The organism is Citrobacter sp. BIDMC107, from assembly GCF_001037575.1.
In the GTDB taxonomy this organism is placed as follows: domain Bacteria; phylum Pseudomonadota; class Gammaproteobacteria; order Enterobacterales; family Enterobacteriaceae; genus Citrobacter; species Citrobacter freundii.
Window position 1 is genome coordinate 4028204 of record NZ_KQ089848.1, and the last position, 26840, is coordinate 4055043.

General features: G+C 52.5%; 24 protein-coding genes. 15 read left to right on the forward strand and 9 right to left on the reverse strand.

The features are described from left to right. Positions 1-12: 12 nt before the first annotated feature. From SK39_RS18695 to yfcG, 4 genes are all read right to left on the reverse strand, one after another. Positions 13-528, reverse strand: a complete 516-nt coding sequence (locus SK39_RS18695; RefSeq protein ID WP_016150708.1) for a GNAT family N-acetyltransferase — start codon at positions 526-528, stop codon at positions 13-15. 71 nt (positions 529-599) lie between these two features. Continuing rightward, on the reverse strand, positions 600-1493 hold the full coding sequence (locus tag SK39_RS18700; protein WP_016150707.1) for a TIGR01777 family oxidoreductase: 894 nt from the start codon (positions 1491-1493) through the stop codon (positions 600-602). 20 nt (positions 1494-1513) lie between these two features. Continuing rightward, positions 1514-1876: a dihydroneopterin triphosphate 2'-epimerase gene (gene folX, locus SK39_RS18705; RefSeq protein WP_003028107.1), complete on the reverse strand. Its 363-nt coding sequence runs from the start codon at positions 1874-1876 to the stop codon at positions 1514-1516. Positions 1877-1930: 54 nt separating this feature from the next. Continuing rightward, positions 1931-2566, reverse strand: coding sequence for a GSH-dependent disulfide bond oxidoreductase (gene yfcG / locus SK39_RS18710; protein ID WP_003845076.1), 636 nt, complete (start codon positions 2564-2566; stop codon positions 1931-1933). A 134-nt stretch (positions 2567-2700) separates the two neighbouring features. On the opposite strand from yfcG, the gene yfcF reads away from it, so the two are divergent. From yfcF to yfcD, 3 genes are read left to right on the forward strand one after another with little or no spacing between them, the layout of a single operon-like run. Further along, positions 2701-3345 (forward strand): glutathione transferase, encoded by a 645-nt coding sequence (gene yfcF / locus SK39_RS18715; protein ID WP_003839339.1) that lies wholly within the window; start codon positions 2701-2703, stop codon positions 3343-3345. A gap of 55 nt (positions 3346-3400) precedes the next feature. Beyond that, positions 3401-3952, forward strand: coding sequence for a phosphodiesterase (gene yfcE / locus SK39_RS18720; RefSeq protein ID WP_048217305.1), 552 nt, complete (start codon positions 3401-3403; stop codon positions 3950-3952). 56 nt (positions 3953-4008) lie between these two features. After that, entirely contained in the window at positions 4009-4563 is a 555-nt protein-coding gene (gene yfcD, locus SK39_RS18725; RefSeq protein WP_003839343.1) for an NUDIX hydrolase YfcD, read from the forward strand. Between the two features lie 56 nt (positions 4564-4619). Here yfcD and yfcC read toward each other — a convergent pair whose 3' ends face one another. The 3 genes from yfcC to ackA all read right to left on the reverse strand — a co-directional run bounded on the left by yfcC (position 4620) and on the right by ackA (position 9763). Beyond that, positions 4620-6140 (reverse strand): putative basic amino acid antiporter YfcC, encoded by a 1521-nt coding sequence (gene yfcC, locus SK39_RS18730; RefSeq protein WP_048217306.1) that lies wholly within the window; start codon positions 6138-6140, stop codon positions 4620-4622. Between the two features lie 199 nt (positions 6141-6339). Then, positions 6340-8484: a phosphate acetyltransferase gene (pta, locus tag SK39_RS18735; RefSeq protein WP_003028094.1), complete on the reverse strand. Its 2145-nt coding sequence runs from the start codon at positions 8482-8484 to the stop codon at positions 6340-6342. A gap of 76 nt (positions 8485-8560) precedes the next feature. Next, positions 8561-9763 carry an acetate kinase gene (gene ackA / locus SK39_RS18740; RefSeq protein WP_003839347.1) on the reverse strand — a complete coding sequence of 401 codons (1203 nt, stop codon included), beginning with the start codon at positions 9761-9763 and terminating at the stop codon, positions 8561-8563. A gap of 339 nt (positions 9764-10102) precedes the next feature. Here ackA and yfbV point away from each other — a divergent pair, with 339 nt between their 5' ends. The 4 genes from yfbV (at position 10103) to SK39_RS18760 (ending at position 13716) form a co-directional block, all read left to right on the forward strand. Further along, entirely contained in the window at positions 10103-10558 is a 456-nt protein-coding gene (gene yfbV / locus SK39_RS18745; protein ID WP_003028087.1) for a terminus macrodomain insulation protein YfbV, read from the forward strand. An 83-nt stretch (positions 10559-10641) separates the two neighbouring features. Next, positions 10642-11136 carry a YfbU family protein gene (locus SK39_RS18750; protein ID WP_003028086.1) on the forward strand — a complete coding sequence of 165 codons (495 nt, stop codon included), beginning with the start codon at positions 10642-10644 and terminating at the stop codon, positions 11134-11136. Next, positions 11129-11806, forward strand: coding sequence for a sugar phosphatase (locus tag SK39_RS18755; RefSeq protein ID WP_085951580.1), 678 nt, complete (start codon positions 11129-11131; stop codon positions 11804-11806). The genes SK39_RS18750 and SK39_RS18755 overlap by 8 nt, the downstream gene beginning before the upstream one ends. A 77-nt stretch (positions 11807-11883) precedes the next feature. After that, positions 11884-13716, forward strand: coding sequence for an SLC13 family permease (locus SK39_RS18760; protein WP_003845084.1), 1833 nt, complete (start codon positions 11884-11886; stop codon positions 13714-13716). A gap of 101 nt (positions 13717-13817) precedes the next feature. Here the strand turns inward: SK39_RS18760 and yfbR are convergent, their stop codons facing one another. Then, positions 13818-14417, reverse strand: a complete 600-nt coding sequence (gene yfbR / locus SK39_RS18765; RefSeq protein WP_003028083.1) for a 5'-deoxynucleotidase — start codon at positions 14415-14417, stop codon at positions 13818-13820. Between the two features lie 83 nt (positions 14418-14500). Further along, complete coding sequence (gene alaA / locus SK39_RS18770; RefSeq protein WP_003028082.1) at positions 14501-15718, reverse strand: alanine transaminase AlaA; 1218 nt, start codon at positions 15716-15718, stop codon at positions 14501-14503. Between the two features lie 927 nt (positions 15719-16645). Between alaA and lrhA the strand changes: the two genes are divergently transcribed. From lrhA to nuoH, 8 genes are all read left to right on the forward strand, one after another. Continuing rightward, on the forward strand, positions 16646-17584 hold the full coding sequence (lrhA, locus tag SK39_RS18775) for a transcriptional regulator LrhA (protein WP_003028079.1): 939 nt from the start codon (positions 16646-16648) through the stop codon (positions 17582-17584). A 627-nt stretch (positions 17585-18211) separates the two neighbouring features. After that, the gene (gene nuoA, locus SK39_RS18780) at positions 18212-18655 is read left to right on the forward strand and encodes an NADH-quinone oxidoreductase subunit NuoA (protein ID WP_003028077.1); all 444 of its coding nucleotides are present in this window, start codon (positions 18212-18214) and stop codon (positions 18653-18655) included. Positions 18656-18670: 15 nt separating this feature from the next. Continuing rightward, on the forward strand, positions 18671-19333 hold the full coding sequence (gene nuoB, locus SK39_RS18785) for an NADH-quinone oxidoreductase subunit NuoB (protein ID WP_003028075.1): 663 nt from the start codon (positions 18671-18673) through the stop codon (positions 19331-19333). 85 nt (positions 19334-19418) lie between these two features. After that, a complete protein-coding gene (gene nuoC, locus SK39_RS18790; RefSeq protein ID WP_003028072.1) occupies positions 19419-21221 on the forward strand; it encodes an NADH-quinone oxidoreductase subunit C/D in 1803 nt (600 codons plus the stop codon). A gap of 2 nt (positions 21222-21223) precedes the next feature. Then, positions 21224-21724 carry an NADH-quinone oxidoreductase subunit NuoE gene (gene nuoE / locus SK39_RS18795; RefSeq protein ID WP_003028069.1) on the forward strand — a complete coding sequence of 167 codons (501 nt, stop codon included), beginning with the start codon at positions 21224-21226 and terminating at the stop codon, positions 21722-21724. Beyond that, complete coding sequence (nuoF, locus tag SK39_RS18800; protein WP_003839356.1) at positions 21721-23058, forward strand: NADH-quinone oxidoreductase subunit NuoF; 1338 nt, start codon at positions 21721-21723, stop codon at positions 23056-23058. Before nuoE ends, nuoF begins: the two co-directional genes overlap by 4 nt. Positions 23059-23138: 80 nt before the next feature. Further along, positions 23139-25865: an NADH-quinone oxidoreductase subunit NuoG gene (gene nuoG, locus SK39_RS18805; protein WP_003839358.1), complete on the forward strand. Its 2727-nt coding sequence runs from the start codon at positions 23139-23141 to the stop codon at positions 25863-25865. Continuing rightward, entirely contained in the window at positions 25862-26839 is a 978-nt protein-coding gene (gene nuoH / locus SK39_RS18810; RefSeq protein ID WP_003028063.1) for an NADH-quinone oxidoreductase subunit NuoH, read from the forward strand. Before nuoG ends, nuoH begins: the two co-directional genes overlap by 4 nt. The last annotated feature ends 1 nt before the right edge of the window (position 26840 follow it).

The following is a 26840-nucleotide window of genomic DNA, read 5'->3' on the forward strand; positions in this document are numbered from 1 at the left end:
CGTTTTCCGGGCTTACAATTTTAGCGCGTCGCGCTCCAGCCGAAACACCCAGTCGTCGTAGGCGATGCCATCAATCTCATACGCCTTTTCCAGTACCTGGGTACGCACAAACCCCGTTTTTTCCAGAATACGAACAGAACCCTTATTCTCCGCGAGTGCGTAAGCGTTTATCGCCGTGACGTCCGTGCGCTCGAAAGCGTACTGGCACACTGCCGTCACGGCTTCGCTGGCAATCCCTTTCCCCTGAGCTTCAGGCAAAATGGCGTAGCCGAGGTCGGCCTCGTGTGGGTATAAATGGCTGATTTGCAAACCAATATCACCGAGAGGCGTTGATTTGTTATGCTCGCGGATGACAAAAGTATGCTGTGCAGCCAGACGTCTGGCGAATAACAGCCGCGTGTCTTTCGCTGGGGCAATATCACCCATATAGCGCATGACTTCCGGGCATTCACGTAATCTCTGGAAAAATGACCAGTCAGAAAATTTAAATAAGGAGAGGGTAAGTCGGGGAGTCGAAATTATCGCCATAACGTCGCCATTGCGGAAATCTGGCCTATAACCTTACCACCACAACAGCGACCGTGAATAGAGCTACGGGATTATCGGATCACATCTGCCAGCGCTTCTTCTAAATCGTACCAGCGAAATGCAAAACCGGACGCTTCCAGGCGTTTGGGTAATGCGCGTTGACCACCAAGGACCAGTACTGAAGATTCCCCCATCAGCAGCCGCATAGCGGTGGCGGGAATGCGCAGAATGGCAGGGCGGTTTAGAGCGTGTCCCAGCGCGTGGGCAAACTGCTCATTGTGCACCGGGTATGGCGAAACCATATTGAAGGGACCGCGTAGATCATTATTCAGCAGCCAGATAATTCCGTTGACCATATCATCAACATGGATCCAGGCCATATACTGTCGTCCGTTACCGATTGGGCCGCCTAAGCCAAGACGAAATGGCGGGACCATTTTCGCCAGAATACCGCCAGCAGAGGCTAGTACCACGCCGGTACGCAGCATACACACGCGGGTTTTGTCGCTTTGCGCAGTGCTGGCAATTTGCTCCCAGCGGGCGCAGAGCTTATGGGTAAATTCGTTATGCGGTGGCTCTTCTTCCGTAACCACAACTTCGCCCAAATCGCCGTAGTAACCGATAGCGGAACCGGAGATTAACACTGAGGGCGGCGTCTCGCTGGCATTGATTAAATCGACCAGTTTCTGCGTAATGCCCCAACGGCTCTGACACAGGCGTTCCTTTTGTTGTGCGCTCCAGCGCTTATCTGCAATAGGTTCTCCGGCAAGGTTAATCACGGCATCAATGTCATTGAGATGCTGCCGCTCTTCCAGTCCTTTCCATAACGTGACCCGAGAGTCGAGAATCTGACGAGCCTTATCAGGGGTACGTGTCACTACAATTATCTGATGCCCCAGTTCCAGCAGGCAGGGGATCAGATGACGTCCAATCAGGCCAGTACCGCCGGTAATCAGAATCTGCATGTCGCCTCCCGGGTTACGTTTTAGCGCTGCCAGCTCAGCGTCATAGAAACTGAGTCGGCGTAACGCAATGCGTGAAGTTTATCTATCTCCACTTCAGCATAAGTGACCCAGTGATGTTCGCGTGCGATATCGAGCACATCTTGAGTTAATTTTTCTAATAATGAGAAGCGGTTACCCTCCACGTGGGCAATGATGCTTTTGGTGATTGTGCGATAATTCAGCGCGTCGTTGATATCTTCGCTGGTACGGGCTTTGTCTGCCGGATAGTGAATGGCAATGTTGATGACGATATCTTGGCGGTTAAGGATCTCCTCTTCTTTGATGCCGATAAAAGTGCGCAGACGAAGGTTTTTTATACGAATAATAGCGTCAGGTTGTGACATTGCAGGTTTCCTCCATGTATGAACCTTTGCATGATACACGAGAACCGAATTGCGTCATCGCTTCTCGCTTTGTGCGTGCTGCATGGCGCGTTCAGTCGCGGGACGCGTACGGATGCGTTCGTGCCAGTTATTGACCGCCGGATAGTTGTCGAGGTCGATGCGCTGACGCTGATGGGCGTGGATCCACGGCCAGCTGGCAATGTCGGCAATGCTGTAGTGATCGCCTCCCAGCCAGGGTGACGATTCCAGACGTTTATTCATCACGTTGTACAGGCGCTGGGTTTCAACCTGGTATCTTTCAATGGCGTAAGGGATCGTTTGCGGAGCGTAATGGCTGAAATGATGATTCTGCCCCAGCATAGGACCCAGACCGCTGACCTGCCAGAACAGCCACTGCAGCGTGGTGTGGCGTTCGCGTAATTCACCGCTGAGCAGCTTACCGCTCTTTTCCGCCAGATAGAGTAAAATTTCTCCGGACTCAAACAAGCTGATGGGCCTTCCGCCGTCCACCGGGGCATGATCGATAATGGCCGGGATTTTATTGTTCGGCGAGATCTGCAGAAAATCGGGGTGAAACTGGCTACCTTTGCTGATATCGACATGAATCAGACGGTATTGCAGCTGCGCCTCTTCAAGAAACAACGTGATTTTGTGACCGTTTGGCGATGGCGTGTAATAGAGATCGATCATTTTCAGCATCCGTTTTGTCATGAACCGGGTCATAACAAGTATAGAGCCTGTTGGCGTGCTTGAGTTTTCATCAAGTGACAGCGAGAGAAAGACTCTATATTTTGAAGGCAAGCTAATACACTTCAGAGGACATTATGAGCAAACCTGCAATTACGCTGTGGTCAGATGCCAATTTTTTCTCCCCTTACGTGCTGTCTGTTTATGTCGCTCTGCAAGAGAAAGGGCTGCCTTTTACGCTGAAAACTGTTGATCTCAACAGTGGCGAACATTTGCAACCTTCATGGCAAGGTTACGCCTTGACGCGCCGCGTGCCGGTTCTTGAGATCGATGGTTTTGAACTGAGCGAATCATCAGCGATTACGGAATTCCTGGAAGAGAGCTTCGCGCCGCCACAGTGGGAGCGTATCTATCCGCACGATGTGCAAAAACGCGCGCGGGCGCGCCAGGTTCAGGCGTGGATCCGCAGCGATTTAATGCCTATCCGTGAAGAACGCTCAACGGATGTCGTTTTTGCTGGCGTGAAGAAAGGACCGTTAAGCGAAGCGGGAAAAGCCAGTGCGGAAAAATTGTTCGCTACTGCCGGCAGTTTACTGAGCCACGGTAAGCAGAATTTATTTGGCGAATGGTGTATCGCTGACTGTGATTTAGCGCTAATGCTTAATCGCCTGGTCCTGAATGGCGATGAGGTTCCGGAAGCGCTTGCGGAATACGCCACCTTCCAGTGGCAGCGCGCTTCAGTACAGCGTTTTATCGCGCTTTCAGCGAAGCGTTCCTGCTGAAAAACGGGCCGTAATCCAGTATCATTACAAGGTACTTTTCAGCGAGGAGTGAGTGATGAAACTGATGTTCGCATCGGACATTCATGGTTCGTTGCCAGCCACGGAACGCATACTCGAACGGTTTGCTGCAAGCGGTGCGCAATGGCTGGTGATATTGGGTGATGTTTTAAACCACGGGCCGCGTAATGCGCTTCCAGAAGGCTATGCACCTGCGCAGGTTGCAGAACGGCTGAATGAACAGGCATCGCGAATTATTGCGGTGCGTGGTAATTGCGACAGCGAAGTGGATCAGATGCTCCTGCATTTTCCGATGACTGCGCCGTGGCAGCAAATTCTGACAGAAAACCAGCGACTCTTTTTGACGCACGGACATCTTTTTGGCCCGCAAAATATGCCGGCGCTCAATGCGGGCGATGTTCTGGTTTATGGGCATACTCATCTGCCGGTTGCTGAGCGGCGCGAGGATATCTATTATTTCAATCCCGGCTCGGTAAGCATCCCTAAAGGGGGCTTTGCGGCAAGTTACGGGATCCTGGATGATAATGTTCTCAGCGTAATGGCACTCAATGATCAAAGTGTTATTGCACAGGTTGAGATTAATCCGTAATTTACCCCACAAACATAAACGCGCCGTAAGAGCGCCAGAAAAAAGAAGGTTTCCTGATGGTGGAACAGCGTCGTTTGGCAAGTACTGAATGGGTGGATATTGTGAATGAAGACAACGAAGTCATTGCACAGTCCAGCCGGGAACAAATGCGAGCGCAACGCTTACGCCATCGTGCAACGTATATCGTTGTGCATGATGGTATGGGCAAAATTCTGGTTCAACGTCGCACTGAGACAAAAGATTTTTTGCCCGGTATGCTGGATGCCACCGCAGGCGGTGTTGTTCAGGCTGACGAGCAGATGCTGGAATCAGCGCGCCGTGAAGCAGAAGAGGAACTGGGGATTGCGGGCGTGCCGTTTGCCGAGCATGGTCAGTTTTACTTTGAAGACCAGAACTGTCGCGTATGGGGCGGGTTGTTTAGCTGCGTTTCCCACGGACCGTTTGCGCTGCAGGAAGAAGAAATTAGCGAAGTTTGCTGGCTGACGCCGGAAGAAATTACCGCGCGCTGCGACGAATTTACTCCGGACTCCCTGAAAGCCCTGGCGCTGTGGATGACCCGCAACGCCAAGAATGAAGGTGCGAAAGCCGAAAAGCAGGAAGAAGCTGAGTAACCTCTGTTCATCCGGCCTACTGCGTCGAGAAATCGAGTAGGCCGGACGCGCGCTTTTTAATGGTAACCCATTATCTGCGCACCAATCACCACCACGCTGGACATAATAAACAGCAGCCCCAACAGCGTAGCACCTACCTTCAGCCAGTTACGAAAATCCACCCGACAAACACCTAACGTAGCCATCAGAGATGCCGATGTCGGATAGATAATATGGCTGAATCCGTCGCCAAACTGGAAGGCCAGCACGGTAACCTGACGGTTGACGCCAACCAGATCGCCCAGCGGCGCTAACAGCGGCATGGTCAATGCTGCCTGACCGGAGCCGGAGGTGACGAAGAAATTAAACACCGCCTGGAACAACAGCATAAACCACGCCGCTATGGCGTTATCCAGCCCGCTAATGCCGTTGGCAATACTGTGCAGCAGAGTGTTTAACACGCTGGCTTCACCCGCCTCTCCATTACCGACCAGCAGTAAAATGCCCTTGGCAAAACCAACCAGCAGGGCAGGGGCAATCATCATTCGTGCTCCCTCAGTAAATGAGGAGGCCATGATGTTGACCGTCATGCCGTTGAGCCGAAACACGACGCCGATAATGCCAATCAACAGTCCCATGGTTAAGAACTGGCTGGCGATCTCAGGAATGAACCATGCGTGGACGATAACGCCCCAGATGACCCACACGATCACGCCCGTCAGCACCATCAGCACCAGCCAGTCGCCGAGCGTGAAGCGGCGCTCAATGACTTCATCCTGCTGTTCGCGGAAGAAACGGTCTGATTCATGCACGCGCGACAGCTGCGGATTCTTTTTGATGCGCGCCGCATAGGCCAGCGTGAAGGTCAGGCCAATCATTGTGGCAACGACCCACACCACGATACGCAAACCTGAGCCGGAGAGCACCGGAACGCCCGCAATACCCTGCGCGACCACCACGCAAAATGGGTTCATCCATGAGCTGGCGAAACCAATCTGAGTCGCGATATAGGTCACCAGAACGGTGGTGATACTGTCGTAACCTAGCCGGACCATCAGCGGCGCGATGATAATGGCAAAGGCAACCGCCTCTTCCCCCATGCCAAACACCGCGCCGCCTAAGGAGAAGAGAATAAACAGCACTGGGATAAAGAGGACCTCGTTGCCCCGCGTATGGCGGATGAGCGCCAGGATGCCGTTATCAATGGTGCCGGTACGCATAACGATGCCAAATGCGCCGCCAATGACCAGCATAAACATAATGATGCCGACCGCAGTGCCGAATTTCGAGCCGGAGGTTAAGCCTTCGAACGGAAAATTCATCAGGCCTGGGCGCTCATCTCCGGTGGTAAAGAACTTAACCGGGTGATACTGCTCTTCACCGGCTTCATTGGTCAGAATGCGGAAAGAGTGGGGATCAACGACTTTACGGGTTTTGGTTTGTCCATCAACCTGATATTGCACTTCCTGGCTGTCGAACATCCCGACGGGAACAACCCATGTCGCCAGACTGGTTAAAATGGCGACGAAAAAAATAATCACCAGCGTGTCGGGCATCGCCCATTTTTTGGCTGGCTGTGATTCTGTTACTGCTGACATGAAAGACTATCCCTGTTGCAATGCAAAAGAGGGTAAGTATGCGAACAGAAGAATAGTTATTCATTGATGCAGCGCATTCAGGCAAATATTTCAGATTATGCCAAAAGGGAAACAGACATAAAAAAACCGGAAATATCAGCTATTTCCGGTTTGATAAGTAGATATGTTGCCGGATAAGAGATCCGGCACACTCGGCAGATTATTGCTGCTGCTGGGAAGACTGGATCGCGGTCAGTGCGATGGTATAGACGATATCGTCTACCAGCGCGCCACGAGACAAGTCGTTCACCGGCTTGCGCATACCCTGCAGCATTGGCCCGATGGAGATCAGGTCGGCAGAACGCTGTACCGCTTTGTAGGTGGTGTTACCGGTGTTCAGATCCGGGAAGATGAACACGGTAGCGCGACCTGCAACCGGAGAGTTCGGCGCTTTGGATTTCGCAACGTCAGCCATAACGGCGGCGTCGTACTGCAGCGGTCCGTCGATCATCAGGTCAGGACGTTTTTCCTGCGCCAGACGAGTCGCTTCACGAACTTTCTCTACGTCGCTACCTGCACCAGAGGTACCGGTGGAGTAGGAGAGCATCGCAACGCGCGGTTCGATACCGAAGGCAATCGCGGATTCAGCGGACTGAATAGCGATTTCTGCCAGCTGTTCTGCGGTTGGATCCGGGTTGATCGCGCAGTCGCCGTAAACGTAAACCTGATCCGGCAGCAGCATGAAGAACACAGAAGACACCAGGGAACTACCCGGTGCAGTTTTGATCAGCTGCAGCGGTGGACGAATGGTGTTCGCAGTAGTGTGAACGGCACCGGAAACCAGACCGTCAACGTCGTCCTGTTCCAGCATCAGGGTACCGAGAACCACGTTGTCTTCCAGCTGTTCGCGGGCAACGGTTTCGGTCATGCCTTTGTTCTTACGCAGTTCGACCAGACGAGCAACGTAGCTTTCGCGAACCACATCTGGATCAACGATTTCTACGCCAGCGCCAAGTTCAACGCCCTGAGAGGCCGCAACGCGGGTGATCTCATCCGGGTTACCCAGCAGTACGCAGGTTGCGATACCACGTTCAGCACAGATGGCTGCCGCTTTAACGGTACGCGGTTCGTCGCCTTCCGGCAGAACAACGCGTTTGCCCGCTTTACGTGCCAGCTCGGTCAACTGATAACGGAACGCTGGTGGAGACAGACGACGGCTGCGCTCAGACGTTGCGGTCAGAGATTCAATCCAGTCAGCGTTGATGAAGTTAGCAACGTATTCCTGAACTTTTTCGATACGCTCGTGATCGTCAACCGGAACTTCCAGGTTGAAGCTCTGCAGGCTCAGAGAGGTCTGCCAGGTGTTGGTGTTTACCATGAATACCGGCAGGCCGGTTTCGAATGCACGTTCGCACAGTTTGGTAATGCGCGCGTCCATTTCGTAGCCGCCGGTCAGCAGCAGGGCGCCAATTTCTACGCCGTTCATGGCCGCCAGGCATGCTGCAACCAGCACGTCAGGACGATCGGCAGATGTTACCAGCAGAGAACCAGCACGGAAGTGCTCGAGCATGTGCGGAATGCTGCGTGCGCAGAAAGTCACAGACTTCACGCGGCGGGTGTTGATATCGCCTTCGTTTACGATGGTGGCGTTCAGGTGACGCGCCATATCGATTGCACGGGTAGCGATCAGATCGAAGCTCCATGGCACCGCGCCCAGAACCGGCAGCGGGCTGGATTCTTGCAGTTTAGCCGGATCAACTTTGATCACTTTCGCTTTGGAAGAGTCGTCGAAAATCTCGGACAGATCCGGGCGAGTACGGCCCTGCTCATCAACCGGTGCGTTCAGTTTGTTAACGATTACGCCGGTGATGTTGGTGTTTTTCGCGCCACCGAAGCTGCTGCGAGTCAGTTCAATACGCTCGTTCAGTTGTTCCGGGGTATCGGTGCCCTGAGACATAACGAAGACGATTTCTGCATTCAGCGTTTTCGCGATTTCGTAGTTCAGAGACTGCGCGAACTGATGTTTACGGGTTGGGACCAGGCCTTCAACCAGGACAACTTCAGCGTCTTTAGTGTTCGCGTGGTAGTTCGCGATGATCTCTTCCATCAGCACATCTTTCTGATTGCTGGACAGCAGAGATTCAACGTGGCTCATCTTCAGCGGCTCAGCGGCTGGCAGAGAAGAGTTAGCACGGACGATGCTGGTAGTCTGGTCTGGCGCATCGCCACCGGCACGCGGTTGAGCGATCGGCTTGAAGACGCTCAGACGAACGCCTTTGCGTTCCATTGCGCGGATCACGCCAAGGCTGACGCTGGTCAGACCGACGCTGGTTCCGGTAGGGATCAGCATAATAATACGGGACACGGTTTATCCTCTTTCGTTACCGCCCGTTTCAGGCGGGTTACAAAACAGCACCGCCAGCTAGGCTGGCGGTGTGAAATCAGGCGGTCAGACGGCTCGCGTCTTGCGCGATAACCAGTTCTTCGTTGGTTGGGATAACCAACGCAGGACGGGTACCTTCTTTGTTGATGAAACCAGATTTGCCGAAACGTGCGGCCAGGTTACGTTCGTGGTCTACTTCAAAGCCCAGAACGCCCAGTTTGCCCAGAGACAGTTCACGAACCATCGCGGCGTTTTCACCGATACCACCGGTGAAGACAACGGCATCCAGACGACCATCCATCAGCGCAGTGTAAGAACCGATGTATTTCGCCAGACGGTGGCAGTAAACGTCCATTGCACGTTTAGCGTCTTCTTTAGTCGCGTAGTTATCTTCAACATAGCGGCAGTCGCTGGTGACTTCGGTCAGACCCAGCAGGCCGGACTCTTTGGTCAGCATTTTGTTGATCTGGTCAACGCTCATGCCCAGGGTGTCGTGCAGGTGGAAGATGATCGCCGGGTCGATGTCACCGGAACGCGTACCCATCACCAGACCTTCCAGTGGGGTCAGACCCATGGAGGTATCAACACATTTACCGTTACGGATAGCAGATACAGAACCGCCGTTGCCCAGGTGGCAAGTGATGATGTTCAGCTCATCAACCGGTTTGTTCAGCACTTTAGCCGCTTCCTGAGTAACGAAGAAGTGGCTGGTACCGTGCGCGCCGTAACGACGAACGCCATGTTCTTTGTACAGGCTGTACGGCAGGGCGTAGAGGTAAGATTCTTCCGGCATAGTCTGATGGAACGCGGTGTCGAATACGGCCACGTTTTTGTCTTTCAGATTCGGGAAGGATTTCAGCGCTTCAGCGATACCGATCAGGTGTGCAGGGTTGTGCAGCGGTGCAAAAGAGGCTGCATCTTTGATACCCTGAATAACGGAATCGTCGATAACTACAGAGCCGGTGTATTTTTCGCCGCCGTGAACAACACGGTGACCAATCGCAGTCAGCTGAGCAGACAGTTCTGGTTTTTGTGCCAGAATAGTATTAACGATAAAATTCAGCGCTTCACTGTGAGCGGCGCCTGCACCTAAAGCCGCTTCTTGTTTACCGCCATCCATTTTCCATTTGATACGTGCTTCTGGGAGATGGAAACATTCGGCTAAACCAGAAAGGTATTCTTCACCGTTTACTGCATCGATGATGGCAAATTTCAGTGAGGAGCTACCGCAGTTCAGAACCAGTACTAACTTACTCGACATGGAAGTACCTATTTATGATACGTGGCTAAAAAAACGTCAGGGAGTCATAGAGCGTAGCGCATGATGACACCGACGTTTATGATTAACATCATGCGCCATGGTCTTTTTGGGCACGATGGAATAAATACCTTTGAGTCTATGTCATTTTGCGTATTTTTCAGCCAATGGCATACTATGTGTCAATTTGACGACTCAATGATTTTGGACTAAAGGCCTTACAGGCCGGCACAGGATACCTGAATGTGGGTATCAAAGACAAAATGTTTTGAACGATGTCCCTTGTAGTTGTTGTTTTGCACAAATTTTTTAATTTTTATATGTGAAGTTGAGGTAACCGCCATGTCGACACCGGATAATCGTTCCGTCAATTTTTTTAGCTTGTTTCGCCGGGGGCAGCACTACGCGAAGACGTGGCCAATGGAAAAGCGCCTCGCGCCCGTGTTTGTAGAGAACCGCGTGATCCGTATGACACGTTACGCAATCCGTTTTATGCCGCCTATCGCCGTCTTCACCTTATGCTGGCAAATTGCGCTAGGGGGACAGTTGGGACCGGCCGTGGCGACCGCGCTGTTTGCGCTCAGCCTGCCGATGCAGGGCATGTGGTGGCTGGGTAAACGTTCCGTAACGCCGCTGCCGCCTTCAATACTCAACTGGTTCTACGAAGTTCGGGGTAAATTGCAAGAAGCCGGGCAGGCGCTATCTCCGGTAGAAGGAAAGCCGGATTACCAGGCGCTGGCTGACACGCTTAAGCGCGCCTTCAAACAACTGGATAAAACTTTCCTTGATGATTTGTAATTGACCCCTGATTACGCATATAAAAGAAGGCACAAGATGCCTTCTTTTTTTTCATCGCAGTAGTAGTGATACAGGAGTCCCAAATGGAAATGACCAACGCTCAACGTCTGATTTTGTCGAATCAGTACAAAATGATGACTATGCTCGACCCAACTAACGCCGAGCGTTATCGTCGTTTGCAGACGATTATTGAACGCGGTTACGGCTTGCAGATGCGTGAGCTGGATCGTGAGTTTGGTGAACTGACGGAAGAAACCTGTCGTACGATTATCGATATTATGGAGATGTACCACGCATTACATGTGTCCTGGACTAATCTTAAGGATGCACAGGCTATTGATGAGCGCCGCGTGACTTTCCTCGGTTTTGACGCCGCAACGGAAGCCCGTTTCCTCGGATACGTTCGCTTTATGGTGAATGTGGAAGGTCGCTATACCCACTTTGATGCGGGTACGCATGGCTTCAACGCCCAGACCCCGATGTGGGAAAAATATCAGCGTATGTTGAACGTCTGGCACTCTTGCCCGCGCCAGTATCACCTGAGCGCGAATGAAATTAACCAAATCATTAATGCCTGAGGGGGCGAGCGTGCAGTGCAAAGGTTTTCTGTTTGATCTGGATGGAACGCTGGTCGATTCCTTACCCGCAGTAGAGCGTGCGTGGTGCAACTGGGCCGATCGTTTTGGCCTCGATCACGCCGAGGTGCTCGGCTTTATTCATGGCAAGCAGGCCATTACCTCCCTGCGACACTTTATGGTGGGCAAATCTGAGGCAGAGATCGCCGCGGAGTTTACCCGTCTGGAGCAGATCGAAGCGACGGAAACCGCCGGAATCACTGCGCTGCCTGGGGCTGTTGATTTACTCAACCATCTCAATAAAGCGGGTATTCCATGGGCGATTGTGACCTCCGGCTCTATGCCGGTCGCACGGGCGCGCCATCGTGTTGCTGGGCTTCCTGCTCCTGAAGTGTTTGTCACCGCCGAGCGGGTAAAAAGAGGGAAACCAGAGCCAGACGCGTATCTGTTAGGCGCTCAGCTTCTGGGCCTGGCACCGCAGGAATGTGCCGTGGTGGAAGATGCCCCCGCCGGGGTGCTTTCAGGACTGGCAGCTGGGTGTCATGTCATCGCGGTCAACGCGCCAGCGGATACGCCGCGTCTGAACGAGGTTGATTTTTCGCTGACCAGTCTGGAACATATTTCTGTGACCAAACAACCCAACGGAAATGTGGTCGTTATAAGAAATACCTGATCATGATTTAGCCCCAGATTGTTGGGGCTTTTTTATGGCAGAATCAGTCCATCCCTCTCATTTAACAAGGATATGTTGTGAACGGTGAATTGATATGGGTTCTCTCATTGCTGGCGATTGCCGTCGTCTTGTTTGCAACTGGCAGAGTGCGTATGGACGCGATCGCTTTGCTGGTCATTATTGCCTTTGTTCTGAGTGGAACATTGAGCATCACAGAGGCTTTTTCCGGGTTCAGCGATCCTAACGTTATTTTGATAGCGGCTTTATTCATTATCGGTGACGGTCTCGTGCGTACCGGTGTGGCGACAGTAATGGGCGCCTGGCTGGTGAAGGTCGCCGGTAGCAGTGAAGTTAAAATGCTGGTGTTGCTGATGATAACCGTAGCTGGACTCGGTGCATTCATGAGTTCGACCGGTGTGGTCGCCATCTTTATTCCGGTTGTCTTAAGTGTTTCCATGCGCATGGAAATTTCCCCTTCACGCCTGATGATGCCGCTAAGTTTTGCCGGCTTGATAAGCGGCATGATGACGCTGGTGGCAACGCCGCCAAACCTGGTCGTCAACAGTGAACTGTTACGTGAAGGACTTAATGGTTTTAGCTTTTTTAGCGTAACCCCACTGGGATTGGTGGTGTTGGTACTTGGCATAATTTATATGCTGGTGATGCGTTTTATGCTGAAGGGTGAAGACTCCGGGCAGCCGGGCGACGGCTGGAAGCGCCGGACTTTTCGCGATCTGATTAAAGAATATCGCCTGACCGGGCGCGCGCGTCGCCTGGCGATTCGCCCGGGTTCTCCTATGATAGGCCAGCGTCTGGACGACCTGAAACTGCGTGAGCGCTACGGGGCAAACGTGATTGGCGTGGAGCGCTGGCGTCGCTTTCGTCGCGTGATCGTTGACGTAAACGGGGTTTCTGAGTTTCGTGCTCGTGACGTATTGCTGATTGATATGTCTGCGGCCGATGTCGACCTGCGTGAATTTTGCGCTGAGCAACTGTTGGAACCGATGGTGCTGCGTGGAGAATACTTCTCCGAGCAGGCACTTGATGTGGGCATGGCCGAAATCTCTCTGATCCCTGAGTCGGAATTGATCGGCAAAACGGTACGGGAAATCGCTTTTCGTACGCGTTACGGGCTGAATGTCGTTGGGCTGAAGCGCGATGGTACGGCGCTGGCCGGGGCGGTGGTTGATGAGCCGCTGTTGATGGGCGATATCATTTTAGTGGTGGGCAACTGGAAGCTGATCACGCTGCTTGGACAAAAAGGGCGCGATTTTGTGGTGCTAAATATGCCTGTGGAAGTCAGTGAAGCTTCTCCGGCGCACAGCCAGGCGCCGCATGCGATTTTCTGTCTGGTACTGATGGTCGCGTTAATGCTCACCGATGAAATCCCTAATACGGTTGCCGCGATTATCGCTTGTTTGCTGATGGGAAAATTCCGCTGCATCGATGCCGAAAGCGCCTACAAAGCCATTCACTGGCCAAGCATTATTTTGATTGTCGGGATGATGCCTTTTGCGCTGGCGTTACAGAAAACGGGCGGCGTCGATCTGGTGGTGAAAGGGCTAATGGACGTTGGTGGTGGGTACGGCCCGTATATGATGCTGGGCTGCCTGTTCGTGCTGTGCGCGACCATTGGGTTATTTATCTCTAACACCGCGACGGCGGTACTGATGGCGCCGATTGCGCTGGCGGCGGCAAAGTCGATGGGCGTTTCGCCGTATCCGTTTGCGATGGTGATTGCGATGGCGGCTTCCGCAGCCTTTATGACGCCAGTGTCTTCACCGGTAAACACACTGGTGCTCGGGCCGGGTAACTACACCTTTAGCGACTTCGTGAAGATTGGCGTACCGTTTACGGTGATTGTCATGGCAGTGTGCGTGGTGATGATCCCGATGCTGTTCCCGTTTTGACCGCCGCAGTAAACGCCTGATGGCGCTGCGCTTATCAGGCCTACGGATATCACGTTACCTGTAGGCCGGATAAGGCGTTAGCCGCCATCCGGCAAAATCGTTTAAAGCGGTGAATCCTGGCTGATTTCATCTAATGAAAGGTGAAAGCTTGGGACAAACACGTCCATAAAGTAGTCCATCTCTTCGCTGCGTCGTGACTCCAGCGTTTTTTCCAGACGTGTTTTCGCCAGCAGAAATTCGTTGTTACCGGCGGAGAGTTCTTCCAGGCACTTCAGATACGCGCACAGGGCATCGGCCTGTTTAACAATCGATCTTTCTTCTTCACTCAAGGCATGTTCATCAATGAGCGGTGCAAAAATATCGCGCAACTCATCGGGAACCATATCGACCAGTTTTTGCTGGGCAATTTTCTCTATCGCTTTATATTCCTGAGCAATCTGCGAGTTGAAATATTTCACTGGGGTAGGGAGATCGCCGGTTAACACCTCTGACGCATCGTGATACATCGCCAGCAGGGCAATACGCTCAGCATTTACCTGACCACCAAATTTACGGTTTTTGATCGCGGCCAGCGCATGAGCAACCATGGCAACCTGCAGACTGTGTTCGGACACGTTTTCGGTGCGCACGTTGCGCATCAGCGGCCAGCGGTTAATGAGTTTCAGACGGGAGAGGTGGGCAAAAAAGTGGCTCTGCTTCATAACGACCCTTACTCAGTGACTTCAGTAACGGTATTTTGCGCAGAGAGTGCTACCGGATGCAAACCCGGTAGCACTTTGCGTGGTTACAGCTGGCGATACCCTGACAGGAAACGCTCAAATTTACTCAACGACATTTCGATATCATCAATTCGCGGCAGCGTAACGATGCGGAAATGATCCGGCCACGGCCAGTTGAATGCCGTCCCCTGGACCAGCAGTACTTTTTCCTGCAACAGGAAGTCGAGCACCATCTTCTGGTCGTCATGAATATTGAAGCGCTTGGCGTCAATTTTCGGGAACATATACAGTGCACCGCGCGGTTTTACGCAAGAGACGCCAGGAATATCATTGAGCAGTTCCCAGGCGCGGTTACGTTGCTCATACAGACGTCCGCCAGGCATGATGAATTCGCTGATGCTCTGATATCCGCCCAGCGCGGTCTGAATGGCATGTTGTGCAGGGACGTTCGCACACAGGCGCATAGAAGCCAGCATCTCAAGGCCTTCGATATACCCTTTGGCATGTTTCTTCGGTCCGTTCAGTACCATCCAGCCCTGACGGAAACCGGCAACACGATAGGTTTTTGACAGGCCGTTAAAGGTAATAGTCAGCAGATCCGGGGCCATTGCCGCTATCGAGTGGTGCTCGGCGTCATCGTAGAGAATTTTGTCGTAAATCTCATCTGCAAAGATGATGAGGTTGTTCTGGCGAGCAATCTCAACAATCTCCATCAGCAGCTCTTTAGAATAAACAGCGCCGGTTGGGTTGTTGGGGTTGATAATGACGATCCCACGCGTACGCGGCGTAATTTTGGCGCGGATATCATCCAGGTCCGGGAACCAGTCTGATGATTCATCACACAGGTAGTGCACGGCATTACCACCAGAGAGCGAAACCGCCGCCGTCCACAGTGGATAATCAGGTGCAGGAACCAGCATTTCGTCCCCACTGTTCAGCAATGCCTGCATGGCCTGCACAATCAATTCGGATACGCCGTTACCGATATAGATATCTTCTACGGTTACATCGCGCATCCCGCGGGCCTGGTAATGCTGCATGATTGCTTTGCGGGCTGAATAAAGGCCTTTGGAATCGCAATATCCTTGCGCAGTTGGCAAATTGCGGATCACATCCACTAAAATTTCATCTGGTGCTTCAAACCCGAAAGGCGCAGGGTTGCCGATATTCAGTTTCAGAACTTTGTTGCCTTCTTCTTCCAGGCGCTTTGCTTCCTTCAGAACCGGGCCGCGAATGTCATAACAAACGTTTTCTAATTTGCTGGATTTTTCAATGGGAGACATGAACGTTGACCTTTTTAGCTGTGAATGCCACTCCCTGCCGTGGAAGTCAGCCCAGCACAATGTACTCCCACGACGGTGAGTTTTGAAGGGTCTTTAGTAGAAGATTTTGGAAAGCAGGAGGACGATAATTAACTTTTAATAACTAAATTATGCAATTATTACAGTGTAATAATCTGGATTGTTGTGTTTTTTATGGTTTATGTTTTGCTTTGTTGGCTTTGGTATGGTGATTTGTCTGGTCGAAAAAAGTTACCCCTATAAAACAAAATGCAGTCGATATCTGTGTGATACGGCGCGATTCGAAAATACTGAGGTTTCATCAACGAATTCTGTTATCGGTCTGATCCCTACGTGATACGGTGTGAATCCATTGTTAAGCATAATTAATGAATTGAGAGATTCTTAATTAATTATTATTTATTATTTAAACGACATCAAATTGAGTGGGCTAATAATACGAAAACCGTTGCACTGACATAACACCAATTCGCCCGGAATTATTCGCAATAACACTTATAAATATAGTGGTTTTAGGTTAAGATAACTCCTATGAAATGGTTTGTAGTCCGAGTTTTACGATAATTCAAATGTTTGTTGGTTGTTCATAACATACTGAAAAGTTAGTTTTTAATGTGTAAATTATTGTTCGTTAACTATTTTTTAAATTTACAAAATTTACATGTTTTCCATTAGTCAGAATCATACGGCAGCTAAAAATACGGCTCTTTCTCGTTGCTATATTCCGATGAATATCACGGGTTTTAAAATAGCTCAGAAAGAGCATTGTTTCGTTTGTTAAACCAAATACATCCTTATTTTCACTTGGTTACACTAAGCGAAACTGAAGGGAGGCACATTACAAATGGAGTTGTTTGATTCTGAATGCACAGCATTAACCCGGTATGACCCGCGAGTAAGTGAAAAACTATGATAAATGCAAATCGTCCGATAATTAACCTCGACCTCGATCTGCTGAGAACCTTTGTTGCTGTTGCCGACCTAAATACCTTCGCGGCTGCGGCAGCTGCAGTATGTCGAACTCAGTCTGCGGTAAGTCAGCAAATGCAGCGCCTTGAGCAACTTGTGGGGAAAGAGTTGTTCGCGCGTCATGGACGCAACAAACTGCTGACCGAACATGGTATCCAACTGTTGGGTTATGCCAGGAAAATACTGCGATTTAATGATGAGGCATGCTCATCATTGATGTTTAACAATCTTCAGGGGGTGTTAACTATCGGTGCTTCTGATGAATCCGCCGACACCATACTCCCATTTCTGCTTAACCGCATTAGTTCGGTTTATCCGAAGCTTGCCCTTGATGTAAGAGTGAAACGCAATGCTTACATGGTGGAGATGCTTAAGTCGCAAGAAGTGGATTTAGTGGTAACCACGAATCGCCCTGACGATTTTGAATGCCTGAATTTGCGGACTTCACCGACGCACTGGTATTGCGCAGCCGAATATATCCTGCAAAAAGGCGAACCCGTGCCGTTAGTTCTGCTGGACGATCCCAGCCCGTTTCGCGATATCGTGCTGGCGACGTTGAATGCCGCACAGATCCCGTGGCGTCTGGCTTATGTCGCTTCAACATTACCTGCGGTCCGCGCGGCGGTAAAAGCAGGGCTTGGCGTTACTGCGCGTCCTGTAGAAATGATGAGCCCGGATTTACGCGTACTGGGTGCGGCGGACGGATTGCCACCTCTGCCTGATACCGAGTATCTGTTGTGCAGCGATCCGGCCACGCAAAATGAATTAGCTCAGGCTATCTTTAAGTCGATGCAGACATATCAAAATCCTTGGCAATACAATCAGTTTACCCCTGAAGGGGGAGATGACTCGCTGATTGTTGAAGGCGACTTTGAGTAAAGCGTCACAAAAAAACGTTTAAAAATGTAAGTGTAAAAAAGAGCCACTGATGATGAAAAAACATCCAGCGGCTCTTTTTTTATGCAAATATTACTGCTTTCTGTTCATTCATATACTAAAACTTAACAAAATCAGCAGGTAAAAAAACAGACTGACAATAGGGTGAAAAATAATCAGCCGCGTTGCTAAATGTTTCCATGTTAAAAAACTAGAGAAATTGTTGCTGTTTTTTATGGTGAATTAACAAAAGCGTGTCACAGATCAAGAAAATACTCCCATTTAGGGGGAGGCATCTGGGTGAATTCCTGTCAAAATAGACGTGTATTATCTTTTTTACTTCACTACGGACACGATTCAACAACATTAAAAATGACCGATGATGCAATCGAAATGGGTCTAAAGAGCACTTTATGTTAATGAAGTTGGATTGGTGTAAAATAATGTGAGGAAACTTTTGTTAAAGTTGACAAAAGGTTATAGAAAGGAGTAAAAAACCCCATCAATTAGCTGTATAAAATGATTTTTCACAGTGATTGTAAGGTTTTTTTTATTCCTCCCCATGAATCGATGTGGCGTTCATCTGCCGAAAAGAGCAGAGAATTTGGCGCTACTTTTGATGAGTAAGCAATGAGTATGTCAACATCCACTGAAATCATCGCTCATCACTGGGCATTCGCTATCTTTCTTATCGTTGCCATTGGCCTGTGCTGCCTGATGCTCGTCGGCGGCTGGTTTTTAGGGGGTCGCGCACGCGCGAGATCTAAAAACGTGCCGTTTGAATCAGGTATCGACTCGGTCGGCACCGCCCGCCTGCGCCTGTCTGCCAAGTTTTATCTGGTAGCCATGTTCTTCGTTATCTTCGACGTTGAAGCGCTGTATCTGTTCGCATGGTCAACTTCTATCCGTGAAAGCGGTTGGATTGGCTTTGTGGAAGCTGCAATTTTTATTTTTGTGTTACTGGCAGGTCTGGTTTATCTGGTGCGTATTGGCGCGCTGGACTGGACGCCCGCGCGTTCACGCCGCGAGCGTATGAACCCGGAAACGAACAGTATCGCTAATCGTCAACGCTAACCGCGAGGCATTAAGATGGATTATACGCTCACCCGCATAGATCCTAACGGTGAGAACGACCGTTACCCCCTGCAAAAACAGGAGATCGTAACCGACCCCCTGGAACAAGAAGTTAACAAAAACGTGTTCATGGGCAAACTGCATGACATGGTTAACTGGGGCCGTAAAAACTCAATTTGGCCATATAACTTTGGCCTTTCCTGCTGCTACGTTGAGATGGTGACCTCGTTTACCGCCGTGCACGATGTGGCCCGTTTTGGTGCGGAAGTACTGCGTGCATCGCCGCGTCAGGCTGATCTGATGGTCGTAGCCGGAACCTGCTTTACCAAAATGGCGCCAGTTATTCAGCGCCTCTACGATCAGATGCTGGAACCGAAATGGGTTATTTCCATGGGCGCATGCGCCAACTCCGGCGGGATGTACGACATCTATTCTGTGGTGCAGGGCGTTGATAAATTTATTCCGGTCGATGTGTACATCCCGGGATGTCCGCCGCGCCCAGAAGCGTATATGCAGGCTCTGATGCTGCTGCAAGATTCCATTGGCAAAGAACGCCGTCCGCTCTCCTGGGTGGTTGGCGATCAGGGCGTTTATCGCGCCAATATGCAATCAGAACGCGAGCGTAAACGCGGCGAACGTATTGCTGTAACGAATCTTCGTACACCAGACGAGATTTAATTTGCGCCTGTCGGCAGCAGCACTTCCTTCGCTTATCACTACATAAATAGCGCGAAGCACTGCCGACCACCACGGACCATTTGCAATGGTGAACAATATGACCGACTTAACCGCGCAAGACGCTGCATGGCAAACACGGGATCACCTTGATGACCCGGTCATTGGCGAACTGCGCAACCGTTTTGGGCCGGATGCCTTTACCGTTCAGGCGACTCGCACCGGGGTACCCGTTGTTTGGGTCAAGCGTGAACAATTACTGGAAGTTGGCGATTTCTTAAAGAGACTGCCGAAACCTTACGTCATGCTGTTTGACTTACACGGCATGGACGAACGTCTGCGTACGCACCGCGAAGGGTTACCCGCCGCGGATTTTTCCGTTTTCTATCACCTGATCTCCATTGAACGCAATCGCGATATCATGCTCAAGGTGGCTTTGTCTGAAAACGATCTGCGCGTACCGACTTTCACCAAACTGTTCCCGAACGCCAACTGGTATGAGCGTGAAACCTGGGAAATGTTTGGCATCGACATCGAAGGTCACCCGCACCTGACGCGTCTGCTGATGCCACATACCTGGGAAGGCCATCCGCTGCGTAAAGACTACCCGGCGCGTGCAACCGAATTCGACCCGTTTGAGCTGACTAAAGCCAAACAGGATCTGGAAATGGAAGCGCTGACCTTCAAACCTGAAGATTGGGGCATGAAGCGTAGCACCGAAAATGAGGACTTCATGTTCCTCAACCTCGGTCCTAACCACCCGTCTTCCCACGGTGCATTCCGTATTGTGCTGCAGCTTGATGGCGAAGAAATCGTCGACTGCGTACCTGACATCGGCTACCACCACCGTGGCGCTGAAAAGATGGGCGAACGTCAGTCCTGGCACAGTTACATTCCGTACACCGACCGTATCGAGTACCTCGGCGGCTGCGTTAACGAAATGCCTTACGTACTGGCGGTTGAGAAACTGGCAGGCATCACCACGCCGGATCGCGTCAACGTGATTCGTGTCATGCTGTCTGAACTGTTCCGTATCAACAGTCATCTGCTGTACATCTCCACGTTCATTCAGGACGTCGGCGCGATGACCCCGGTATTCTTCGCCTTTACTGACCGTCAGAAAATCTACGACGTCGTGGAAGCGATCACCGGTTTCCGTATGCACCCGGCCTGGTTCCGTATCGGCGGTGTGGCACACGATCTGCCGCGCGGTTGGGACAAACTGCTGCGTGATTTCCTCGACTGGATGCCAAAACGTCTGGATTCTTACGAGAAAGCCGCGCTGCGTAACACCATCCTGAAAGGCCGTTCGCAGGGTGTTGCCGCTTACGGTAAGAAAGAAGCGCTGGACTGGGGTTGTACCGGTGCTGCGCTGCGTGCGACCGGTATTGATTTCGACGTGCGTAAAGCGCGTCCGTACTCTGGTTATGAAAACTTTGACTTTGAGGTCCCGGTTGGCGGCGGTGTGTCCGACTGCTATACCCGCGTGATGCTGAAAGTTGAAGAGCTGCGCCAGAGTCTGCGCATCCTTGAGCAGTGCCTCAATAACATGCCGGAAGGCCCGTTCAAAGCGGATCACCCGCTGACGACGCCGCCACCGAAAGAGCGCACGCTGCAACATATCGAAACCCTTATCACCCACTTCCTGCAGGTTTCGTGGGGTCCGGTTATGCCGGCAAACGAGTCCTTCCAGATGGTGGAAGCGACCAAGGGTATCAACAGTTACTACCTGACCAGCGATGGCAGCACCATGAGTTACCGTACCCGTATCCGTACCCCGAGCTATGCGCACCTGCAGCAGATCCCGGTAGCGGTACGTGGCAGCCTGGTGTCCGACCTGATCGTCCATCTGGGTAGTATCGATTTTGTTATGTCAGATGTGGACCGCTAATTATGCACGAGAATCAACAACCACAAACCGAGGCTTTTGAGCTGAGTGCGGCTGAGCGTGAAGCGATTGAGCACGAGAAGCACCACTACGAAGACCCGCGTGCGGCGTCCATTGAAGCGCTGAAAATCGTTCAGAAACAGCGTGGCTGGGTGCCGGATGGGGCGATCTATGCGATCGCTGATGTGCTGGGTATTCCGGCAAGCGACGTAGAAGGTGTTGCTACGTTTTATAGCCAGATCTTCCGCCAGCCGGTAGGTCGCCACGTGATCCGCTATTGCGACAGCGTGGTGTGCCATATCAACGGCTACCAGGGGATCCAGGCCGCGCTTGAGAAAAAACTCAACATCAAGCCGGGGCAGACGACTTTTGATGGTCGCTTTACGCTGCTGCCGACCTGTTGCCTGGGGAACTGCGACAAAGGGCCAAACATGATGATCGATGAGGATACTCACGCTCATCTGACCCCGGAAGGCATTCCCGAACTGCTGGAGCGGTATAAATGAAAGACATTATCCGTACTCCCGAAACCCATCCGCTGACCTGGCGTCTGCGTGATGACAAACAGCCGGTCTGGCTGGACGAATACCGTAGCAAGAACGGCTACGAAGGTGCGCGTAAGGCCCTGACCGGGCTGTCACCGGACGAAATCGTTAATCAGGTAAAAGACGCTGGCCTGAAAGGGCGCGGCGGCGCGGGCTTTTCCACCGGTCTGAAGTGGAGCCTGATGCCGAAAGACGAATCCATGAACATCCGTTACCTGCTGTGTAACGCCGATGAAATGGAGCCGGGCACCTATAAAGACCGTCTGCTGATGGAACAGCTGCCGCACCTGCTGGTGGAAGGCATGCTGATTTCCGCGTTTGCGCTGAAAGCGTACCGTGGTTATATCTTCCTGCGCGGTGAATATATCGAAGCAGCCGTGCATCTGCGTCGCGCGATCGCCGAAGCGACCGAAGCCGGTCTGCTTGGCAAAAACATTATGGGCACCGGTTTCGACTTCGAACTGTTTGTCCACACTGGGGCAGGGCGTTACATCTGCGGTGAAGAAACCGCGCTGATCAACTCCCTCGAAGGTCGCCGTGCTAACCCACGCTCCAAGCCGCCGTTCCCGGCAAGCTCTGGCGCATGGGGTAAGCCGACCTGCGTAAACAACGTCGAAACCCTGTGTAACGTACCGGCTATCCTCGCGAACGGCGTGGAGTGGTACCAGAACATTTCGAAGAGCAAAGACGCGGGCACCAAGCTGATGGGCTTCTCCGGTCGTGTGAAGAACCCTGGCCTGTGGGAACTGCCTTTCGGTACTACCGCGCGTGAGATCCTCGAAGATTACGCGGGCGGCATGCGCGATGGCCTGAAGTTCAAAGCCTGGCAACCTGGCGGCGCGGGGACTGACTTCCTGACCGAAGCACACCTCGATCTGCCGATGGAATTCGAAAGCATTGGTAAAGCAGGTAGCCGTTTGGGCACCGCGCTGGCAATGGCTGTCGATCACGAGATTGGCATGGTTCCTCTGGTGCGTAACCTCGAAGAGTTCTTTGCCCGCGAGTCATGTGGCTGGTGTACGCCGTGCCGTGATGGTCTGCCGTGGAGTGTGAAAATTCTGCGCGCGCTTGAGCGTGGCGAAGGCCAGCCTGGGGATATCGAGACACTTGAGCAACTGTGTCGTTTCCTCGGCCCGGGTAAAACCTTCTGTGCACACGCACCGGGTGCAGTGGAACCGCTGCAGAGCGCCATTAAATATTTCCGCGAAGAATTCGAAGCTGGCATCAAGCAGACCTTCAGCAATACCCACGCTATTGGTGGTATTCAGCCGAACCTGCTGAAAGAGCGCTGGTGATCACAGGGTTAGCCCTGTGTCGCGATAAGAAATTCGATTAACGCTCGGTTACGACCGAGCCAACTGGAAGCATGCTGACTATGGCTACGATTCATGTAGACGGCAAAGAATATGAGGTCAACGGAGCGGACAACCTGCTGGAAGCTTGTCTGTCTCTTGGCCTTGATATTCCGTACTTTTGCTGGCACCCGGCGCTGGGAAGCGTCGGTGCTTGCCGCCAGTGTGCGGTGAAGCAATATCAGAACGCGGAAGACACGCGTGGTCGCCTGGTGATGTCTTGTATGACACCGGCCACCGAAGGCACCTTTATTTCTATTGATGACGAAGAAGCGAAGCAGTTCCGCGAAAGCGTCGTGGAGTGGTTGATGACTAACCACCCGCACGACTGTCCGGTCTGTGAAGAGGGCGGCAACTGCCACCTGCAGGATATGACCGTCATGACCGGTCACAGCTTCCGTCGCTACCGCTTCACGAAGCGTACTCACCGTAACCAGGACCTGGGGCCGTTCATCTCTCACGAAATGAACCGCTGCATCGCCTGCTATCGCTGTGTACGTTACTACAAAGATTACGCCGATGGTGCGGATCTGGGCGTGTATGGCGCACATGACAACGTCTACTTCGGTCGTCCGGAAGACGGTACGCTCGAAAGCGAATTCTCTGGCAACCTGGTCGAAATTTGTCCAACCGGCGTCTTCACCGATAAAACGCACTCCGAGCGTTATAACCGTAAATGGGACATGCAGTTTGCGCCGAGCATCTGCCAGCAGTGTTCCATTGGCTGTAACACCAGCCCGGGCGAGCGCTACGGTGAACTGCGTCGTATCGAAAACCGTTATAACGGTACCGTTAACCACTACTTCCTCTGCGACCGTGGTCGTTTCGGCTATGGTTACGTGAACCTGAAAGACCGTCCGCGTCAGCCGGTACAGCGTCGTGGCGATGACCTGATCACGCTGAACGCCGAGCAGGCGATGCAGGGCGCGGCAGATATTCTGCGTCAGTCGAAGAAAGTGATTGGTATCGGCTCCCCGCGCGCCAGCGTTGAAAGTAACTTCGCGCTGCGTGAACTGGTCGGTGCGGATAACTTCTATACCGGTATCGCTCAGGGCGAACTGGATCGTCTGCAACTGGCGTTGAGCGTACTGCGTGACGGCGGGATTCATACTCCGGCACTGCGCGAAATCGAATCTTATGATGCGGTTCTGGTGCTGGGCGAAGATGTCACCCAGACCGGCGCACGCGTTGCGCTGGCGGTGCGTCAGGCGGTGAAAGGTAAAGCGCGTGAAATGGCGGCGGCACAGAAAGTGGCTGACTGGCAGATCGCAGCAATCCTTAATATCGGCCAGCGTGCTAAGCATCCGCTGTTCGTTACCAACGTCGATAACACCCGTCTGGACGATATCGCCGCTTGGACCTATCGCGCACCGGTTGAAGATCAGGCGCGTTTAGGTTTCGCTATCGCCCACGCGCTGGATAACAACGCGCCGGCGGTTGACGGTATTGACCGTGACCTGCAGAACAAAATTGACGTTATCGTTCAGGCACTAGCCGGGGCGAAGAAACCACTGATTATTTCCGGCACCAACGCCGGTAGCGCCGAAGTGATTCAGGCGGCTGCCAACGTGGCGAAGGCGCTGAAAGGTCGTGGCGCAGACGTTGGCATCACCATGATTGCTCGCTCGGTTAACAGCATGGGCCTCGGCATGATTGGCGGTGGTTCCCTTGACGATGCGCTGACCGAGCTGGAAACAGGCCGCGCTGACGCTGTTGTGGTGCTGGAAAATGACCTGCATCGCCATGCTTCAGCCGCTCGCGTTGATGCCGCGCTGGCGAAAGCGCCGCTGGTACTGGTCGTTGACCATCAGCGTACGGCAATTATGGAAAACGCCCATCTGGTGCTTTCCGCTGCAAGCTTCGCCGAAAGCGATGGTACGGTGATTAACAACGAAGGCCGCGCCCAGCGTTTCTTCCAGGTTTATGACCCATCCTACTACGACAGCAACACCGTAATGCTGGAAAGCTGGCGCTGGCTGCACTCGCTGCACAGCACCGTGCAGAGCCGTGAAGTGGACTGGACGCAGCTCGACCACGTTATCGACGCGGTTGTTGAGAAGTTGCCGCAGCTGGCGGGCATTAAAGATGCCGCGCCGGACGCAAGCTTCCGTATCCGTGGACAGAAGCTGGCGCGTGAACCGCACCGCTACAGTGGGCGTACCGCAATGCGCGCCAACATCAGCGTACACGAACCGCGTCAACCGCAGGACAAAGACACTATGTTCGCTTTCTCTATGGAAGGGAACAACCAGCCGTCTGCACCGCGTTCACAAATTCCGTTTGCCTGGGCTCCGGGCTGGAACTCCCCACAGGCGTGGAACAAGTTCCAGGATGAAGTGGGCGGTAAACTGCGTCATGGCGATCCGGGCGTGCGCCTGATCGAAGCTTCTGCGGATGGTATGGATTACTTCACTACCGTTCCGGCGAGCTTCCAGGCTCAGGATGGTCAGTGGCGTATCGCGCCTTACTATCACCTGTTTGGCAGTGACGAAATGTCCCAGCGTGCGCCGGTCTTCCAGACCCGTATGCCGCAGCCGTACATCAAACTCAACCCGGCTGATGCCGCGAAGTTGGGTGTTAATGCCGGTACGCGCGTTTCTTTCAGCTACGATGGCAACACGGTTACGCTGCCGGTTGAAATCGCTGAAGGATTAACGGCAGGGCAGGTTGGTTTACCGATGGGCATGCCTGGCATCGCGCCGGTTCTGGCAGGTGCGCGTCTTGAGGATCTGCAGGAGGCACAACAATGAGTTGGATTACACCCGATCTGATTGAGATCCTGCTGAGCATTCTCAAAGCGGTGGTGATCCTGCTGGTGGTGGTCACCTGCGGGGCATTCATGAGCTTTGGCGAACGTCGTCTGCTGGGTCTGTTCCAGAACCGTTACGGACCGAACCGTGTTGGCTGGGGCGGTTCGCTCCAGCTGGTTGCGGACATGATCAAGATGTTCTTTAAAGAAGACTGGATCCCGAAATTCTCGGATCGCGTCATCTTTACCCTGGCACCGATGATCGCCTTCACCTCGCTGCTGCTGGCTTTCGCCATCGTGCCGGTGAGTCCGAACTGGGTGGTTGCTGACCTGAACATCGGGATCCTGTTCTTCCTGATGATGGCGGGCCTCGCGGTATACGCAGTGCTGTTCGCCGGCTGGTCCAGTAACAACAAATACTCCCTGCTCGGTGCGATGCGTGCGTCTGCGCAGACCCTAAGCTACGAAGTGTTCCTCGGACTTTCCCTGATGGGCGTGGTGGCGCAGGCCGGTTCATTTAACATGACCGACATCGTCAACAACCAGGCTGATATCTGGAACGTTATTCCGCAGTTCTTTGGTTTTGTCACCTTTGCCATCGCGGGCGTGGCGGTGTGTCACCGTCACCCGTTTGACCAGCCAGAAGCCGAGCAGGAACTGGCCGACGGTTACCACATTGAATATTCCGGTATGAAATTCGGTCTGTTCTTCGTGGGTGAATACATCGGTATCGTCACCATTTCTGCACTGATGGTTACCCTGTTCTTCGGTGGCTGGCATGGCCCGTTCTTACCGCCATTCGTCTGGTTCGCGCTGAAAACCGCGTTCTTCATGATGATGTTCATTTTGATTCGTGCGTCGTTACCGCGTCCTCGTTATGACCAGGTAATGTCCTTCGGCTGGAAAGTCTGTCTGCCGCTGACGCTCGTCAACTTGCTGGTAACGGCGGCTGTCATTCTCTGGCAGGCGCAATAAG